The 17,197-nt window shown below is 65.8% G+C and carries 15 protein-coding genes; 13 read left to right on the top strand and 2 right to left on the bottom strand.

Annotated elements, in window-relative coordinates:
• The first annotated feature begins 84 nt into the window (after positions 1–84).
• The 11 genes from ACXR2W_RS12985 to ACXR2W_RS12935 all read left to right on the top strand — a co-directional run bounded on the left by ACXR2W_RS12985 (position 85) and on the right by ACXR2W_RS12935 (position 12,934).
• A complete protein-coding gene (locus tag ACXR2W_RS12985) occupies positions 85–1,554 on the top strand; it encodes an aldehyde dehydrogenase family protein (RefSeq protein WP_458816489.1) in 1,470 nt (489 codons plus the stop codon).
• Positions 1,555–1,605: 51 nt separating this feature from the next.
• Positions 1,606–3,555 carry a 3D-(3,5/4)-trihydroxycyclohexane-1,2-dione acylhydrolase (decyclizing) gene (gene iolD / locus ACXR2W_RS12980; protein ID WP_458816491.1) on the top strand — a complete coding sequence of 650 codons (1,950 nt, stop codon included), beginning with the start codon at positions 1,606–1,608 and terminating at the stop codon, positions 3,553–3,555.
• Complete coding sequence (locus ACXR2W_RS12975) at positions 3,552–4,397, top strand: HpcH/HpaI aldolase family protein (protein WP_458816493.1); 846 nt, start codon at positions 3,552–3,554, stop codon at positions 4,395–4,397. The genes iolD and ACXR2W_RS12975 overlap by 4 nt, the downstream gene beginning before the upstream one ends.
• Positions 4,394–5,329: an NAD(P)-dependent oxidoreductase gene (locus ACXR2W_RS12970; RefSeq protein WP_458816496.1), complete on the top strand. Its 936-nt coding sequence runs from the start codon at positions 4,394–4,396 to the stop codon at positions 5,327–5,329. Before ACXR2W_RS12975 ends, ACXR2W_RS12970 begins: the two co-directional genes overlap by 4 nt.
• 94 nt (positions 5,330–5,423) lie before the next feature.
• On the top strand, positions 5,424–6,404 hold the full coding sequence (locus ACXR2W_RS12965) for a substrate-binding domain-containing protein (protein ID WP_458816550.1): 981 nt from the start codon (positions 5,424–5,426) through the stop codon (positions 6,402–6,404).
• A 22-nt stretch (positions 6,405–6,426) separates the two neighbouring features.
• A complete protein-coding gene (locus tag ACXR2W_RS12960) occupies positions 6,427–7,473 on the top strand; it encodes an ABC transporter permease (protein ID WP_458816498.1) in 1,047 nt (348 codons plus the stop codon).
• Complete coding sequence (locus tag ACXR2W_RS12955) at positions 7,470–8,387, top strand: ATP-binding cassette domain-containing protein (protein WP_458816500.1); 918 nt, start codon at positions 7,470–7,472, stop codon at positions 8,385–8,387. The genes ACXR2W_RS12960 and ACXR2W_RS12955 overlap by 4 nt, the downstream gene beginning before the upstream one ends.
• Positions 8,388–8,806: 419 nt before the next feature.
• Positions 8,807–10,054 carry a Gfo/Idh/MocA family protein gene (locus ACXR2W_RS12950; protein ID WP_458816502.1) on the top strand — a complete coding sequence of 416 codons (1,248 nt, stop codon included), beginning with the start codon at positions 8,807–8,809 and terminating at the stop codon, positions 10,052–10,054.
• Positions 10,055–10,091: 37 nt separating this feature from the next.
• Positions 10,092–10,976, top strand: coding sequence for a sugar phosphate isomerase/epimerase family protein (locus ACXR2W_RS12945; protein ID WP_458816504.1), 885 nt, complete (start codon positions 10,092–10,094; stop codon positions 10,974–10,976).
• Entirely contained in the window at positions 10,973–12,022 is a 1,050-nt protein-coding gene (locus ACXR2W_RS12940; RefSeq protein ID WP_458816506.1) for a Gfo/Idh/MocA family protein, read from the top strand. Before ACXR2W_RS12945 ends, ACXR2W_RS12940 begins: the two co-directional genes overlap by 4 nt.
• A gap of 72 nt (positions 12,023–12,094) precedes the next feature.
• The gene (locus tag ACXR2W_RS12935) at positions 12,095–12,934 is read left to right on the top strand and encodes an SDR family oxidoreductase (protein WP_458816508.1); all 840 of its coding nucleotides are present in this window, start codon (positions 12,095–12,097) and stop codon (positions 12,932–12,934) included.
• Positions 12,935–13,045: 111 nt separating this feature from the next.
• Here ACXR2W_RS12935 and ACXR2W_RS12930 read toward each other — a convergent pair whose 3' ends face one another.
• Positions 13,046–13,219: a hypothetical protein gene (locus ACXR2W_RS12930; RefSeq protein ID WP_458816510.1), complete on the bottom strand. Its 174-nt coding sequence runs from the start codon at positions 13,217–13,219 to the stop codon at positions 13,046–13,048.
• A 3-nt stretch (positions 13,220–13,222) separates the two neighbouring features.
• The gene (locus ACXR2W_RS12925; protein ID WP_489948862.1) at positions 13,223–14,518 is read right to left on the bottom strand and encodes a helix-turn-helix domain-containing protein; all 1,296 of its coding nucleotides are present in this window, start codon (positions 14,516–14,518) and stop codon (positions 13,223–13,225) included.
• 530 nt (positions 14,519–15,048) lie between these two features.
• Here ACXR2W_RS12925 and ACXR2W_RS12920 point away from each other — a divergent pair.
• Both ACXR2W_RS12920 and ACXR2W_RS12915 read left to right on the top strand, forming a co-directional pair.
• Entirely contained in the window at positions 15,049–15,639 is a 591-nt protein-coding gene (locus ACXR2W_RS12920; RefSeq protein ID WP_458816514.1) for an RNA polymerase sigma factor, read from the top strand.
• 294 nt (positions 15,640–15,933) lie between these two features.
• On the top strand, positions 15,934–17,196 hold the full coding sequence (locus ACXR2W_RS12915) for an RNA polymerase sigma factor (RefSeq protein ID WP_458816516.1): 1,263 nt from the start codon (positions 15,934–15,936) through the stop codon (positions 17,194–17,196).
• The last annotated feature ends 1 nt before the right edge of the window (position 17,197 follow it).

Raw genomic sequence — 17,197 nt, 5'->3', positions numbered from 1 at the left:
TGCTTACAATTTGGACCGGTCCAAACGATCGCTGAATCACATCAGCTGCGATCTACATCAACGACGACGGGCAAGGGCGCACCAATGAGCAATCACACCAGCGCAGGGCAGGGCACGAGCGAACACGGCAGCTACGGGCTGCTCATTGGTGGCGAATGGCGCGAAGCCGCCACGGGCAACCGCGCCGAAGTGCGCTCACCGTTTGACGGCCGCGCCGTCGGCGAGGTCGCGCTCGCCAGCCCGGCAGACGCGCTCGCCGCCGTCGACGCCGCCGAGCGCGGGGCGGCCATCTGGCGCCGCACCCCCGCCCACGAGCGCGCCGTGATCTTGCAGCGCGCCGCAGATCTTGCCGACGCGCGGGCAGATCAGCTCGGTGCCACGATCTCGGCCGAGAACGGCAAGCCGCTCGCCGAAGCCCTCGGTGAAGCGCGCCGCTCGGGCGCCATCATTCGCCTCGCCGCACACGAAGGCACACAGCTCTACGGCGACTCGCTGCCCCTCGACGCGAACCCCGGCACCGGTCAAGACAAGGTCGGATTCACCCTGCGGCAGCCCGTCGGCATCGTCGTCGCGATCACCCCCTTCAACTACCCGGCGCTGCTCGTGCTGCACAAGCTCGCCCCCGCGCTCGCCGCAGGCAACGCGGTGGTGCTCAAGCCCGCGGGCGCCACCCCGCTCACCGCGCTTGCGCTCGCGCAGCTGTTCATCGAGGCCGGCCTCCCCGAGGGCGTCCTCTCGGTGATCACCGGCGCGGGCGGCTCGATCGGCGACACGCTCGTGAGCGACCCTCGCGTGCGCAAAATTTCATTCACCGGATCAACGGGCGTGGGTGAGCACATCGCACGTATCGCGGGTATCAAGAAGCTGTCGCTCGAGCTCGGGGCGTCGTCACCGACCTTGATCTTGCCCGGCGCCGACCTCGAGAAGGCGGCCGCCGCGGTGGCGGCGGGCGGTTACGTCAACGGTGGCCAGGTGTGCATCTCGGTGCAGCGCGTGATCGTGCACCGCGATATCGAGCGCGACTTTCTCGACGCACTCGTGCCCAAGGTCGAGGCGATTCGCATGGGCGACCCGTCGGCCCAGGGCACGACGCTCGGCCCGCTCATCACCGAACGCGACGCTGAGCGCGTCGAGCGCAGCATCGCGCAGGCGGTCACCGAGGGCGGGCGGCTTCTGACCGGCGGCGCACGTGACGGTGCGTTCGTGTCACCCGCGATCGTGGCGGGCGTCGATACGCGCCAGGCGCTCGCGCAAGAAGAACTCTTTGGGCCCGCCGTCGCGGTCACCACCGTCGACTCGTTTGACGCGGCGATCGACGCGGCCAACGGCACCCCGTACGGCCTCGCCGCAGGTGTCTTCGGGGGCACCCTCTCAGAGGGGGTACGCGCGATGCGCGAAATCGACGCGGGCAGCGTGCACCTGGGATGGACGCCGCTGTGGCGTGCAGACCTGATGCCGTATGGCGGCTTTAAGGCCAGCGGGTACGGCAAGGAAGGCGTGCGCGCCACGGTCGAGGAGATGACCGAGGTGAAGACCGTGATTCTGCACAGCTAGCCCGCACAAGAACTACAACAACATAACCAGCAAGCAATAAGGAGCACAGCAATGGTGCAAGGACTCTCGGGCAAGACCGTACGTCTTACGGTCTCCCAGGCGATCGTGAAGTACACGGCCGCCCAGTACACGGTCGCCGACGGCGTGCGTCGCCGCTTCGTCCCCGCGGCGCTCGGCATCTTCGGCCACGGCAACGTAGCCGGGCTCGGCCAGGCGTTTGCCGAGTATGCAGACAGCCTTCCGTTTGTGCAGGGCCGCAACGAGCAGGCCATCGCGCATCTCGCCACCGGCTTCGCGAAGGCCACCAAGCGCCGACAGACCCTCGCGGTTACCGCATCGGTTGGCCCGGGTGCCACGAACCTCGTGACCGCGGCGGCGCTCGCGACCGTGAACCGGATCCCGCTCTTCTTGCTGCCCGGCGACACGTACGCCACACGCCGCCAGGGCCCCGTGTTGCAGCAGATCGACCTGCCGGGCACCCCAGACGTGACCGTCAACGACGCGTTTCGCCACATCTCGCGGTTCTTCGACCGCATCAACCGCCCCGAGCAGCTGCTCACGGCGCTGCCGCAGGCGTTTCGCGTGCTCGCGAACCCCGAGGAGACGGGTGCCGTCGTACTCTCACTGCCGCAAGACGTGCAGTCGCACGCCTACGACTTTCCCGTCGAGTTCTTCGACGAGAAGGACTGGGTGATTCGGCGCCGTGTGCCCGACGCGACCGAGATCGCCGAGATCGCGCGCCTGCTGCGTGCGGCCAAGCGCCCGCTCGTGATCGCGGGCGGCGGCGTGATCTACTCCGACGCGCAAGAGCGCCTCACCGAGCTCGGCCGCCGCACCGGCCTGCCGATCAGCGAGACGTTCGCGGGTAAGGGCGCGGTTACGAGCGACGGCCCGTTCCGCGTTGACGGCATCGGGCTCGAGGGCTCGCCCGAGACGAACCGGCTCGCAGAGCGCGCCGACCTCGTGCTGCACATCGGCACCCGCCTCACCGACTTTGCGACCGCGTCGCAGTCCATCTTCCAGGGCGAGAACGTCAAGTTCGCGTCGATCAATGTTGTCGAGCACGATGCCGTGAAGCAGGGCGCGTACGCCGCGCTCGCCGACGCGGGTCTCGCGCTCGACGCGCTCACCGAGGCGCTCGGCGACTACCGCGTCGCGGCCGACTGGGCCGCCGATGTCGAGGCCGCGCGCGCCAAGTGGGCCCCGGCGCGGGCGCGGGCGCTCGATCCGGACCCGGTATTCGACAAGGCCACTCGGCCCGAGGTGCCCGACACCGATGCGATCCTCACACAGGGCCAGCTCATTGGCCTGCTGCAGGAGCACGCGCAGCCCGGCGACACGATCGTCGCCGCGGCCGGCGGCCCTCCCGGCGATCTACAGAAGGTGTGGGATGCCACGAACGGGCGCCACGCGCACCTCGAGTTTGGGTTCTCATGCATGGGCTACGAGCTGCCCGCGGCGATGGGTGTGCGCCTCGCCGACCCCGACCCCAGCCACCGCGTCACCGCGTTTATTGGCGACGGCACCTTCGTGATGGCACCCACCGAGATCGTGACCGCGGCGCAAGAGCGCATTCCGTTCACGCTCGTGGTGTCAGAAAACCACGGCTACCAGGTGATTCGTCGGCTGCAGATGTGGCGCACTGGCGAGCACTTTGGCAACGAGTTTCGCTACCGCGAAGCGGGCGGATCGCTCGCGGGCTCCGATGCGGGCCGACTCGAGGGTGACTACCTGAACATCGACCTGACCCAGATCGCGGCCGGCCTCGGCGCGGTGGTGCGCAAGCCGTACACCGCTGACGAGGTACGCCAGGCGCTCGCCGAGACGCGCGACGTTAAGGGCCCGGTCGTCATCGTTGTGCCCACCATCCCTCACGTGGACCTGCCCAGTTCAGAGGTGTGGTGGGACGTTTCTCCCGCCGAGGTGTCGCAGGCGCCCGATACGAGCGTCGAGCTGGCCGACTACCTCGAGGGTCGCGCGAACCAGCGGTGGCACGGATGAGCGCGGCAGAATCTGGCGCGGCAGCTGTGAGCGCCGCCGCTGTCAGCTCCGGATCGTTCCAAGCTGCCGGCCCGCTGGCCGCGGGCCGCGCCCTGCGCGCCCGGTTTCTCGCGGGCGAGCCCACGGTCGGCACGTTCTTGGGGCTCGGCTCGGTCGCCGCGGCCGAGGTGTGTGCCTCGGCCGGGCTCGACTGGGTGCTCGCAGACCTTGAGCACGGTGGCGGTGACGAGGCCGAGGTCGGCTCGATCGTTGCCGCGGCCGGCGGCTACGGCGCCGCGACGCTTGTGCGCGTGGAGCAGCCCGACCGCATTCGGGTTGGGCGGGTGCTCGACGCGGGGGCGGCGGGCGTGATGCTGCCGCGCATCTCGAGTGCGGCAGAGGCGGCAGCCGCGCTGCGGCACCGACTGTACCCGCCCGAGGGGGATCGCGGTGTCGCCACCTATAACCGTGCTGCCCGCTGGGGTGGCGAGGTGGAGGCGCTCGACGCCGCGAACGACCGCGCCGCGGGCATCGTGCAGATCGAGACGGCCGGAGCGATGGCCGAGCTCGACGCGATCGCTGCGACGCCCGGCGCCGACGTCTTGTTCGTGGGCCCGCAAGACCTGAGCTACGCGCTCGGCGTGCCGCGCCAGTTCGACGCCCCCGTGTTTCAAGAGGCGCTCGATCGGGTTGTTGTCGCCTGCCGTGCACACGGCAAGGTCGCGGGCATTCTCACGAACGACCGGGCGGGGGCCGAGGCGTACCTTGCACGCGGCTTCAAGTTCATCGCGATCGGGTCTGATGCGACACTGCTCGCTGCGACCGTGCGCGGCGCGCTCCCCGATCTCGGGGCAGCGTCATGACGGCGAAGCCGATCGCAGGATCCAGCCCGCTCGTCGTGGGGCTCGGGCCCGTTGATCCGGCGCTGGTGCTGCCGCACTTGGGGGCCGGGGTGCGATTTGAGCCCGAGCCCGACGCGAGCGACCTCGCGGCCGCCGAGGGGGCGATCGTGCGGGCAGCGTACGACGTCGACCGGGCGCTGCTCGCGCACATGCCCGCGCTGCGCGTCGTCGCGCGCACCGGCGTGGGCGTCGAGCGCGTCGACGTCGCCGCGTGCCACGAGCGCGGCATCGCCGTCGCGGTGACGCCGGGCAGCAACGCCCGCGCGGTCGCAGAGGGGGCGTTCGCGATGCTGCTCGCGCTCATTAAGCGGGTGCCGCAGTCGCACGCGTTTGTGGCGGGCGATCGGTGGGGCGAAGCCGCGGTGCCCGTGCCGGGTGACGCCCTCGGCAAGACGCTCGCGGTGATCGGGTTCGGCCGCATCGGCCGTGTGATCGCGGGGTTTGCCACCGCGTTTGGTATGCGCGTGCTCGTGCACGACCCGTTCGTGCAGGCCGAAGAGTTTGAGAACGTGACACTCGCAGAAGCCGTGGCACGGGCTGATGCGATTACGCTGCACCTGCCGGGCGGTGACGGTGAGTTGCTGCCGCGTGAGTTGCTGGCGACGGCGCAGCCGGGTCTCGTGCTCGTGAACTGCGCCCGCGCCGAACTCGTATCAACCGCTACACTCGCGTGGGGGCTTGGCTCGGGCATTCTCGCGGGCGTCGGCCTCGACGTGTTTGCGGCGGAGCCGATGCGCGGGCACCCGCTCGCGCACGACCCTCGCGTGGTTCTCAGCCCGCACACCTCTGGGCTGTCTGAGGCGGCCATGGCCGCTACGTTTCAGATGGCTGCCGAGGCGGTTCGCGAGAGCCTCGCGGGACGTTATCCAACCTTTACCGTAAAGGTCGCCTGACGCGAAAACTTGCTGTACTGTACAGAGCAGAGCTAAAGCTTTGTAACGACATTAGTTCAATTAACACGATGGAGTGAAGACAATGAAGTCACAAATGAAGCGCTGGACCCGAGTCGGATTTGCCGGCATCGCAGCAACCGGAGCCCTGCTCCTCGCCGCCTGTGGCAGCCCCGCAGGCGCCGGTGGTGGCGCGGCTGGCGGCGACGACGGCAACGCTATTAAAGAAGACAAGCTCAAGGTCGCGATGATCACGCACGCGGCCCCCGGCGACACGTTCTGGGACACGATCCGGTCGGGTGCCGAGAAGGCAGAGTCGCGCAACAACATCGAGCTGCTCTACACCTCGGATCCCGATGGCGCACGCCAGGCGCAGCTCGTGCAGCAGGCGGTAGACCAGGGTGTCGACGGCATCGTTGTCACCCTCGCGAAGGCCGACGCCATGTCGGGCGAGGTGAAGAAGGCCGTTGAAGCGGGGATCCCCGTGTTTAGCATCAACGCGGGCGAAGACGACTACAAGGCAATGGGCGTGCTCGCGCACTTCGGGCAGAACGAGTTCGTCGCCGGCCAGGCTGCTGCTGAACAGTTCAACGAAGCTGGCCTGAAGAAGGTCGTCTGCGTGATCCAGGAGCAGGGCCATGTCGGGCTCGAAGCGCGTTGCGAAGGTCTCGCCGACAAGCTGAATGGCTCGTCTGAAGTGCTCTATGTGCAGGGCACCGATATGACGAACGTTGCTTCGACGATCACCTCGAAGCTGCAGACCAACAAGGACATTGACGCCGTGCTGACGCTCGGTGCACCCTTCGCGATGACCGCCGTTGACGCGATCAAGGACGCCGGTAGCTCAGCCACGCTCGCCACGACCGACCTGAACTCTGACGTGTACGCAGCGATCAAGGACGGCACGATGCTCTTCGGTATCGACCAGCAGCCGTTCATGCAGGGCTACGAGTCGGTCGAAGCGGTGCGCCTGTTCCACGAGGGTGGCTACGTGCTCGGCGGCGGCCAGGCAGTGCTCACCGGCCCCGCTGTTGTGAACGCCGACAACGCTGAGAGCGTTGCCGCGCAGTTCAAGTAATGCTGCGAGAGAGTTGAAATCTATGTCTACAGCCACTGCGCCAAAATTTGATGAGCGTATTGCCACCGGCAACCTCTTCACGCGCTTCTTCTCGAAGCCTGAGGCGGGCGCCAGCACAGCAGCACTCGTCTTGGCCATCATGTTTGCGGTCGTTGCACCGCAGTTCACCAAGCCTGACTCGATCGCCACGATTCTCTACGGTGCATCCACCGTGGGCATCATGGCGGTCGGTGTCTCGCTCTTGATGATCGGCGGCGAGGTCGACCTGTCGGCCGGTGTCGGCGTCATCTCAGCCGCACTGTCATCGTCCCTGTTCATGTACTGGTTCGGCGGCAACGTCTGGGTCGGGGCCACGATCGGTCTCGTGTTCTCGCTGCTCGTTGGGTTGCTCAACGGCTGGCTGTTGACGAAGACGAAACTCTCGAGCTTTATCATCACCCTGGCCACGTTCTTCATGCTGACGGGCCTCAACCTGGGTGTAACGCGACTGATCACGGGCGGGGTCGCTGCCCCGTCGATCGCGGGGTGGCCCGGCTTCGAGTCGGCCGCCGCCGTGTTCGCATCAGATGTTCCGGTGTTCGGGGTGAAGGTGAAGATCACGGTCTTCTACTGGATCCTGCTCGTGGCAGTCGCAACCTGGATCTTGAAGCGCACCCGCATTGGCAACTGGATCTTTGCGTCGGGTGGCGCGCCCGACGCGGCACGCGCTGTCGGCGTGCCGGTCGTGAAGACCAAGATCGGCCTCTACATGGGCGTGAGCTTCTGTGCGTGGCTGCTGGGCATGCACCAGCTGTTCGCGTTCAAGACCGTGCAGTCGGGCGAGGGCATCGGCAACGAGTTCCTCTACATCATCGCCGCGGTCGTCGGCGGCTGCCTCATGACGGGCGGCTACGGCTCGGCGCTCGGCGGCGCCATCGGTGCGCTGATCTACGGCATGGCACTCAAGGGCGTCGTGTACGCAGAGTGGAACCCCGACTGGCTCAAGTTCTTCCTCGGCGCCATGCTGCTGGGAGCGACCGTGCTCAACTTCACGCTGCAGCGCCGCGCAGCGCAGGGAGGTAAAAAGTGAACGCCACAACAGCTACGGCCACGCCGCTCGTAGAGCTGCGCGACGCCGAGAAGCGCTACGGCAACATCATCGCCCTGCGCGATGTCAGCCTCAAGGTGAGCGCGGGAGAAGTGATGTGCGTGCTCGGCGACAACGGCGCCGGTAAATCCACCCTCATCAAGATCATTGCTGGTCTGCACCAGCACACCGGCGGCGAGTTTCTCATCGACGGTGACGCGGTCAAGCTTGACTCGCCTCGTGAGGCGCTCAACAGGGGGATCGCGACGGTCTACCAGGATCTCGCGGTCGCACCGCTGATGCCGGTGTGGCGCAACTTCTTCTTGGGCTCCGAGAAGACGATTGGTTGGGGCCCGTTCAAACGCCTCGACATCGAGTTCATGCGCGAGACGGCGAAGAAGGAACTGCTCGACATGGGCATCGACCTGCGCGACGTCGACCAGCCGATTGGCACCCTCTCGGGCGGCGAACGGCAGTGTGTAGCGATCGCGCGCGCCGTGTACTTCGGCGCGAAGGTGCTCATCCTCGACGAGCCGACCGCCGCCCTCGGCGTGAAGCAGTCGGGTGTCGTGCTGCGCTACATCATTCAGGCGCGCGACCGCGGTCTCGGCGTGATCTTCATCACGCACAACCCGCACCACGCCTACCCCGTCGGTGATCGGTTTCTGCTGCTCAAGCGCGGCCAGAGCATCGGCTACCACGAGAAGGCAGACATTTCACTCGAAGAGCTCACGGGCCTCATGGCTGGCGGGGCCGAGCTCGAGCAGCTCGTGCACGAGCTGCGCCAGGTGGGCACGAGCACCGACACGGTGCGCACGATTCGCGACGAGATTGAAGAGGACGAGGCTGCAGGAGTGGGCCGGGTCACCGTCACCGAGGTCGTCAACGTCGTGATCCCTGAGGAAGACGAGCGCTAACGTTCGGCCCGCGGCCTAGCAAGACGAGAGGGGGTGCCCAGCAGGGCGCCCCCTCTTTCTGCGCTCCCCTGAGTTCACTGCCCACCTCAGCCCAGCCGGAGTCCCTGTGACCGCACGCCGCCGCATCCTCGTTGCAGCGCTCACCCACGCGAGCTTCACTGGTGTGGGCGCGATGGCCGTCGCGCGTCGCGCGCCGCTAGCCGCACCGATCCGGCGTCAAGCACCAGTTTTTCGGGTAACGAGATGCTTGACGCGAGACTGGTGCGCGAAGCGACGCGCCGAGCAGCAATCCCGCGGCGGCTTGACACAAAACTCATTATGTACTTACAATTTGGACCGGTCCATATTTCACGCTTGGGCCCCTGCAACGGCGCACCCGGTGACAGGCATCTCAGCCCACCTCGACGAAAGAATCTCAGATGCAGACGAACGAAGACGGCACCATCACCATCGGCGTGGGCCTCATTAGCGTGGGCTGGATGGGCCAGCTGCACAGCCGCGCATACTCGAACTTGCGCTACGCGTACCCCGACCTGGGCATCAAGACACGGCTCGTGCACGCAGCCGACACCGCACCCGCGCGGGCGCAGGAGGCTGTCGAGGTGCTCGGCTACGAGCGTGCCTCGGCCGACTACCACGCGGTCTTGAACGACCCCGAGGTTGATGTTGTGTCGATCTGCGCCCCCAACTTTTTGCACGCCGAGATCTCGATCGCGGCCGCGAAGGCGGGCAAGCATTTCTGGGTCGAAAAGCCCGTGGGTCGCGGCGAAGACGAAACCCGCGCGGTTTCTGAGGCGGCGGCCGAGGCCGGCGTCGTCAGCACGATCGGATTCAACTACCGCCACGCGCCCGCGATTGAGCACCTGAAGCAGCTCATCGCGAGCGGCGAGCTCGGCCGCATCACGAACGTGCGCGGGCACATGTTCGCCGACTACTCGGCTGACCCCCGCGGTGCGCTGTCGTGGCGTTTCATTCGTAACCTGGCGGGTTCGGGTGTGCTGGGCGACCTGATGGGTCACCTCGTCGACCTCGTGCAGTACTCGCTCGGTCCGATCGCCGAAGTCAGCGCCGTCACCTCTACCGTCTACACCGAACGGCCCGAGCTGCCCATGGGCACCGGCACCCACTTCGCGGTGATCGAAGACGGCGACATGAAACCGGTCGAGAACGAGGACTATGCGGCGATGCTCGTGAAGCTCTCGGGCGACGCAGTCGCACACGGCGCCGTCGGCACGCTCGAAGCCTCACGCGTGGCCGTGGGCCCGCGCGCCAGCTACGGTATCGAGGTTTATGGCACCAACGGCTCGGCCCACTGGGATTTCGAGCGCATGAACGAGCTGCACATCTCGAGCGGCCTGGGCGCCGCTCACCAGGGGTACACGCGCGTCATGGCGAGCCCCGGCATGGGTGACTTCGGCAGGTTCCAGCCCGGCGCGGGCACCTCGATGGGGTACGACGACCTGAAGGTCATCGAGGCGAAGAAGTTTCTGGAGGCCGTCGCAGGCCGCACTGCCGTGAACTCCAACATTCAAGACGCGCTGTCTGCCGCACAGGTCATCTCGGCGGCCGAACGCTCGGCGGCAGATCGCCGCTGGGAGGCCAGCGCACCCGTTGTGGGCACCACCGCGGCGACCACCGCGGCCGCCCCAACTGGCGCTACCGCCTAGCGCCCAGCCACCACACTTACGACGAAGGAGTCACGACATGAACGCACGCATCGCATCAGCCCCCATTAGCTGGGGCGTCATCGAAGTGCCCGGCTGGGGCGAGCAGCTCGGCCGCGACCGGGTGCTCGGCGAGATGGTGTCACTCGGCATCACCGCGACCGAGTTTGGCCCCGAAGGCTTTCTACCCGACGCGCCCGCCGAGCGTGCGCGCGTGCTCGCCGACGCGGGCCTGAGCGCGGTGGGTGGCTTCTACCCCGCGGTGCTGCACAAGTCTGCAGAGGCCGAATCTGCCGATGACCCGCTCCCCGCGATCGAGCGCGAACTCGAGGCCTACGTCGCGGCGGGCGCCACCACCCTCGTGCTCGCAGCGGTCACGGGAGCCGATGGCTACGACGAGGCGCCGCAGCTCAGCGCTGTCGAATGGCAGACGCTCCTCACCAACCTCGATCGCGTGCAGCGCGCCGCCGCCGCGGTGGGTGTGGTGGCTACGCTGCACCCGCACATGGGCACACTGATCGAAACCCCAGAGGCGGTGGGCCGTGTCGTGGAGGGGTCAACGATTGGTCTGTGCCTCGACACCGGCCACTTCACGCTCGGCGGTGGTGACCCCGTCGAGCTGGTGCGCCAGCACGGCGACCGCATCGTGCACGCGCACCTGAAAGACGTGAGCGTGGCCGTGGCGAAGCGCGTGCGCGCGGGCGAGATCGACTACCGCGAGGGCGTGCGGCAGGGCATGTATCAGGCGCTGGGTGAGGGCGACGCGCGCGTCGGCGAGATCGTCGAGGCGCTCGCGGGCGCAGGGTTCGACGGCTGGTACGTGCTCGAGCAAGACACCGTCGTCGAGAACGAAGACGACGCCGCCCGCGCGCTCGAGAACGCGCGCAAGAGCGTGGCGTTCATTCGACAGGCGGTCGCATCATGACCTCGCAGCCGCAATCTCAGCCAGCCGAGCCGCTGCGCATCGGCATGCTGGGGGCCTCCCGCATCGCCGAGCTCGCGATCCTCGAGGCGACCGCGCACACGGGCGATGTGCGGGCCGCCGTCGCCGCGCGCGACCCGCAGCGTGCCACCGCATACGCGGCCGAGCACGGCTTCGCCGCCACCCACGACGACTATGCGGCCCTCATTGCCGACGACTCGCTCGACATCGTTTACATCGGTCTGCCCAACGGGCTTCACGCCGAGTGGACGGCGCGCGCGCTTGAGGCGGGCCGCTCGGTGCTCGTCGAGAAACCGTTCGCCGCAAACCTCGCAGAATTCGACCGGGTCGTGCAGCGTCTCGACGCCTCGCCCGGCTGGGCGTGGGAGGCATTTCACTACGCCGACCACCCACTCATCGCCCGCATACTCGAGCTGCTTCAAGCGGGCGAGATCGGCGAACTGCGCGAGGTGCGGGTGCACATGCGCATGCCCGATCCGGGGGCGCATGACCCGCGGTGGAGTTACGACCTCGCCGGCGGCGCGATGATGGACCTGGGCTGCTACGCGCTGCACGCGCTGCTCACGATCGGCGACGCGACGGGCCGGGCGCTCACGCTCGCCCGCGCGAAGGCCACACCATACGGACCCGACAAGCGAGTCGATGCGGCCGTCGACGCCGAGTTCACGCTGGGCGACGCGCAGGTCACCATGCGCACCAACATGCAGCACAGCGAGTTCGACTTCGCGCTTGAACTTGTGGGCACCGCGGGCTCGCTCCTCACACCCAACTTTGTGAAGCCGCAAGAGGACGACCGGCTCATCGTGCGCACTGGCGCTGCAGGGGCCAGCGCAGAGGCAACCGAACGCACCGAGCGCGTCGGCACCACCTCTTCGTACGTGTACCAGCTCGAGCGTGTGCGCCGCGAGCTGCGCGCGGGGGTGCGAGACAGCGAGCGCCTCGCCCGCTCGCGCAACACGATGGCACTCATCGACGAGATTTACACGGCGACGGGGCTGCCGCTGCGCCCCGCCCGCCTCGAAGACTAACGTCGACCATAACGACTCGCACCGAGGTGCGGCACCCACGAAACCACCACTGAAGCGAAAACAGGGAGCGTCATGCAGGCACTCATGCAGGGCAAGATCGTACTCGTCACCGGCGGCACGCAGGGCCTCGGGCTCGCGGTCGCCTGCGCCGCCGCCCGCGAGGGCGCCGCGGGCGTCGTGATCGTGGGCCGCAGCGCCGCGAAGGCCGAGGTCGCGCTCGAGGCGATCCGTGCGGCGGGATCCGGATCGACACCCGGCGCCGCAGCGGGCACCGGCGCCGCAGCCAGCACAGGCATTGAAGCTCACGCGGTGATTGCCGACCTGAGCGTCGACGGCGAGGCCGAGCGCGCGGTCGCCGAGACGATCGCGCGGTTTGGCCGCGTCGACAGCCTCGTGAACGCGGCGGGCGCGACGAGCCGGGGCACGCTGCTCGACACGAGCCGCGAGCTGTTGAACGAACACCTCACCCTGAACCTCGCGGTGCCGTTCATGACGATGCAGGGCGCCGTCGCCGACATGGTGCGGCGCGGCGAGCCCGGCACGATCGTGAATGTCGTGTCGATGGCGATGCACGGCGGGCAGCCGTACCTCGCGCCCTACGTGGCTGCGAAGGCGGGGCTCGCGGGGCTCACCCGCAACGCGGCGTTTGCGCACCGCTTCGACCGGGTGCGCATTAACGGCCTCAACATCGGCTGGACCGCGACGCCCGGTGAGGCACAGACGCAAAAGAACTTTCACGGCGCCGCCGATGACTGGCTGGCGGTGGCTTCGGCCGCGCAGCCGATGGGCAAGCTGGGCCAGCCCGACGAGATTGCCGACGCGATCGTGTTCTTGCTGAGTGATCGCAGCGGAGTGGTGACCGGATCGATCATCGACTGGGATCAGAACGTTCCGGGGGCGTACGACCAGTAGTTTTGAGGTGTTTCGCCGTACTCGCCGCGCTCCGTTACCGTGAAGTTGCTGCCCAACCACTCGACGCAGGGGTCCGCCAAAACTACCTCCGCGTGGTCTTGCAGTAGCTTCTTATTCTGCTGCAAGAAGCGACTCCCGGGCCTCGTCAGCAGACACCATGCGTGACCTGCCGGCAGCCAGCGAGGTGGCGACCGCAAGAATGCGCAGTTCAGCCTCCTTGAGCGCCCTACGCTGTTCATCACGCTCGGCCGGGGACATCACTACAGCGACAGGTTTGCCAGACACGCTCTAAGGGCCAAGTGCATCCTCGACGACGACGCTGATCGCCTCTTTGCGTGACTTGACTCCGAGTTTGCGGTAGATGGATCCAGCCTGTGTTTTTACAGTGTTGGGAGAGACTCCGAGCGCTTCAGCAATCTCGGCGAGCGTGCGAGTGGTGCGTAGCTGCGCGAGAACGAGACGTTCGCGCTTTGAGAGTTCGTGCAGCGGGTGCGATTCGGTCTTTTGCGAGAAGCAGCCGGTGATGAACTCGGAGTACCGGGTGCCCCACGCGAGATGCTCGGTAAGGAGTTTGCGTAGCTCAAGGTCCCACTCGCAGAACGGGCGGCAGATGCCCTCCTCTTCGGCCGCCTCTAGCGCCAGCTCGAGTAGCTCGTGCGCGGCAGCGGGGTTGCCGCTGAGTGACGAACTAATGGCACCTGTCGATAGCGTGGCCACGCGCACATACGACAACTGTTGATAGTTTCGTAGGTTCTGAAGCATGCCCAAAGCTTCGTTCACCTGCCCCGCGCGTCGCAGAATGCCCGCGAGAACTACGATCACGAGCGGCATATCTTCGGTGCCCGAGAATTTTCGGGCGATCGCGAGCGCCCGGTCGCGGCCGCCGGTCGCCTCCGACAATACGGCCTGGCACATTCTGTGGAATGCCTCCCACGAGACTCCTCGTGAATCTTGCCGCGGAATGTGTTGCAGCTCGAGGGCCGCGCGTCGCATGAGCGAGGGATCCCGAGACGCGGCCGCCGTGAGTATGAAGAGGAACCTGGCCGTTCCGGTGAAGGAGACGACCTGCGTGTCGCTCCCTTTGATGTTCGAGATGCTCTTCTTTGCGAGCTCGAGGTCGTCGTTGAGGTAGGCAATATAGGCCTCTGCTGCCTGCACATCACCGACGCTATTGAGCTGCCAGGAGGTCACGGGTTCGGGCAGGTCGTCAACCCGGCTGAGGGCTTGCTGCGCCGCACGAATCTTGCCGACCCAGGCGAGAATGAAGGCAAGGTGACGCGTTGCACGATTGCGCAGCACTGTGTCGCCAAGTGCGGTGGACTCGCGCACGGCGAAGGTGAGGGCCTGGATGCCGCGTTCGGGTGAGCCTCTGTGCCGCAGGTAAGCCCAACCGATGTGGTGAAACGCGGCGGCGCGGCTGTGCGTCTCGATTTCGACTCCCTCGCCCAGTAGACTCCACACCCTGTCGGTAACGGCGATTACGTGAGCGCGGTCATCGAGCAGAACCATCTCGGCAAAACCGAGATGCCACTCGAGGTCAGGGTACTGTCCCAGCTCAGCTGGTGACGTAAGCGCTGCAGCCATAGTTTGCGCTCGGGCAAGAAGAATCTGGGCGAGCTGATCGGACCCCAGAGAGTCTTGTGCACAGGCCTTGACCGCGAGAATGCGCGGATCTTCAGCGACTTCGTGTGGCAAGCGCGCGCACAGAGCGTCGAGCTCGCGATGCCTAGGGCCGGTGAGTAACCCGATCCAATTCCTGAGGAGTACCTGAACGGCCTCGCTAGAGTTACCTGCCGACAGTGCTAGGTGCGCGGTAGCAATTTGCTCGTCTGCAAAGTCATCGTCAATTGGGGGCGCAAAAGGCGCGAATGGCAACGTGTGTATCTCTTTTCCACCCATTGTCGCCGGCCGCGAGAAATTTGCTTATGGCCGTAGAGCACGACGGGTGCGCTCGAAGTATATAGGCCAGTAACAAGCAAAGAGTCTTTTCCGGTAAGTTCATTCATTTGGTCTACAACTCACCCCCACGGGGTGAGTTTTCGGTGTAAGGGCTGGTGCCGCCACCTAAGGTCATCCTGCGATCAGCCGTATGGCTGTCGCAGGGGGAGGCCAAAATGCCATGGAGAACGAAGCGGCGCGAGTACATTGACCGGCTGGAAGAGCTATCGCGGCTTGCTAACGCAGGGGACAGCGCAGCTGCGACAGAATTTCTTGCCGCGAACAGTACATATTGGATTGCTGCAACCAGAAAACTCGTCTACGCGTGTCATCAGCGCATGGCCGAAGATCTCGTACAAGACGCAGTCTTGAAACTGCTCGAACTGTGGGAAGGTGGGCGCGGTCCTGCACGCAACGTTCGTGCGTACGTGATGGTCACAGTTCGGCACGCATACATTGATCTCTTGCGCTCTCCTCGCTCTCGAGTGGGGTCATTGGACGAAGCGGAAGAACCGGGATTAGAACTGGCAGTGGCACCAGCTGAAATTGATGACCTGTACGAACGTGAACAGGTGAGACGCACACTCACCAAGTTGTGTGACGACCACAGGGCCGTGCTTGAGGCGGTCTTGATGGACGGGCTGAAGCCAGCATCTTTAGTGGTGCAGCTGGGACGCAGCGCCCCGGCCATCTCCAACCTCTTGTCTCGCGCAAAACGTGCCTTTCGTGAGGAGTGGAGCAGAAATACGTACGCGGAGCTTCGCTGATAAATGCGCATTGAGAATGCGCGACTCGCCTGTGTAGACCGCCGGCGACAGATTCGGTGCACCGACTCGTCCCCTTCATGCGCACTTTTGTAAGTAGTCCTTTGGGTAGGCGATGCTGCTTCATCCGGTGCGCGAATACTGCGGACAACATGGGGGCATAGTTTGGGAGCAACGAGAGAATCAGCGGAACAACTTGAAGAACTCGCAACGCGTGCGAACTCGGGTGATCTCGAAGCTGGAAGCAGGTTCATTGCTGGCTGCGTAAGCTACTGGCTGGCTGCGACGAGAAAACTTGTGCAGACCCAGCATCAGTCTGACGCAGAAGATCTGGTGCAAGACGCAATTGTTCGGCTCGTCGAGCTGTGGCAGGCTGGCAGGGGCCCCGACCGCAATGCCAGGGCCTACGTAGTCGTGAGTATCCGTCATGCCTACATTGACAGGTTGCGGTCACCGCGGTCCAGGGTTCGATCATTAGACGATCTCGAAGCCACCCCGCAGGAGCCGGCGCAAGAGGAATCCTTTAGCCCGGATCTGATCTTCGAGTGCGAGGCGGTGCAGCATGCTTTTCTGACGTTGAGTGATGACCACAGGGTCGTGCTCGCAGAGGTGCTCGTGAACGGCGCCAAGCCAGCGGATCTGGTTGAGCGTTTGGGGCGCCCGGCACCAGCGATCTCAAACCTCCTTGCACGTGCGAAAGTGTCGTTGCGGCGTGCGTTGCTCATCGAATACCTGTCGAGCGGCAGCCTGGAGTGCGCGGAGTTTGCGCACAAGCTACCCACTCAGATCCATGATTCGCTGGAGCAGCACGAAAGGCAGGGTCCTGCGTTAGAGCATGCCCACGATTGCGACGACTGCACGTCGAACTGGCGCAGGTTTGCGGCCGTCGGCGCGCTGCTCGGCGTTGTGCCCCTGTTTGTTGTGGCTCAGTTTTCCCAGCGGGCGTCTGCAGGCTTGGCGCTTCTGCCAGAGGCCAGCGCTGCTCTGCCTCAACCGGTCACAGATGCCAGTGCGCAATCGCATACGTTGACCCCGTCAACGCGTATCGCCGCCACTGCACCGGTCGCGGGTGCCATGATTCGGCAGCTCGGATCGAAGAAAGCCTTGGCGGGCGGGCTCGTGCTGCTTGCCACTGGTGCTGTAGTGCTTGCCGGGTCGCTTCTAACGCAGCCGAGCGGCCCTGAAACAATGCGGTTACAGGGGAATCAGCTCGAACAGAGCCCGCTGGGTGAAGCGTTCAATGCTGACCTGAGCGGAGGGCCAGGTGAGAGCAGTAGAACCTTGACCGCCAGTTTTGATGTAGGGGGATCTGGCCAATCGCATTTAGACAGCGTGCGGCTGGAGGTGTCGGCGGGCAATGAGATAGTGACCTGGCCTTCTCACCTCGATTGCAGTGCTGCGTCGACTGCGGTCAAATGTAAGGTTCCGCCGGGCGCATTGGGTGCAACACTGCTCGTCTTTGACCTGCACACGGCAGATACGGGCACGCTAACGCTGGAGTTAAGTGGGGGTGCTGGCCGCGACGCTTTTCTCGCCAGTGCAACTGGGGAATGGAACTGAC

Source organism: Leucobacter faecis (assembly GCF_054456695.2).
This window is presented reverse-complemented; position numbering and strand designations above follow the sequence as displayed.

What these genes read in the sequence shown, in the direction of transcription:
- ACXR2W_RS12985 (WP_458816489.1), top strand. Translation starts at nt 85, where the DNA reads ATGAGCAATCACACCAGCGCAGGGCAGGGCACGAGCGAACACGGCAGC.
- iolD (WP_458816491.1), top strand. Translation starts at nt 1,606, where the DNA reads ATGGTGCAAGGACTCTCGGGCAAGACCGTACGTCTTACGGTCTCCCAG.
- ACXR2W_RS12975 (WP_458816493.1), top strand. Translation starts at nt 3,552, where the DNA reads ATGAGCGCGGCAGAATCTGGCGCGGCAGCTGTGAGCGCCGCCGCTGTC.
- ACXR2W_RS12970 (WP_458816496.1), top strand. Translation starts at nt 4,394, where the DNA reads ATGACGGCGAAGCCGATCGCAGGATCCAGCCCGCTCGTCGTGGGGCTC.
- ACXR2W_RS12965 (WP_458816550.1), top strand. Translation starts at nt 5,424, where the DNA reads ATGAAGCGCTGGACCCGAGTCGGATTTGCCGGCATCGCAGCAACCGGA.
- ACXR2W_RS12960 (WP_458816498.1), top strand. Translation starts at nt 6,427, where the DNA reads ATGTCTACAGCCACTGCGCCAAAATTTGATGAGCGTATTGCCACCGGC.
- ACXR2W_RS12950 (WP_458816502.1), top strand. Translation starts at nt 8,807, where the DNA reads ATGCAGACGAACGAAGACGGCACCATCACCATCGGCGTGGGCCTCATT.
- ACXR2W_RS12945 (WP_458816504.1), top strand. Translation starts at nt 10,092, where the DNA reads ATGAACGCACGCATCGCATCAGCCCCCATTAGCTGGGGCGTCATCGAA.
- ACXR2W_RS12940 (WP_458816506.1), top strand. Translation starts at nt 10,973, where the DNA reads ATGACCTCGCAGCCGCAATCTCAGCCAGCCGAGCCGCTGCGCATCGGC.
- ACXR2W_RS12935 (WP_458816508.1), top strand. Translation starts at nt 12,095, where the DNA reads ATGCAGGCACTCATGCAGGGCAAGATCGTACTCGTCACCGGCGGCACG.
- ACXR2W_RS12925 (WP_489948862.1), bottom strand. Translation starts at nt 14,518, where the DNA reads ATGGCTGCAGCGCTTACGTCACCAGCTGAGCTGGGACAGTACCCTGAC.
- ACXR2W_RS12920 (WP_458816514.1), top strand. Translation starts at nt 15,049, where the DNA reads ATGCCATGGAGAACGAAGCGGCGCGAGTACATTGACCGGCTGGAAGAG.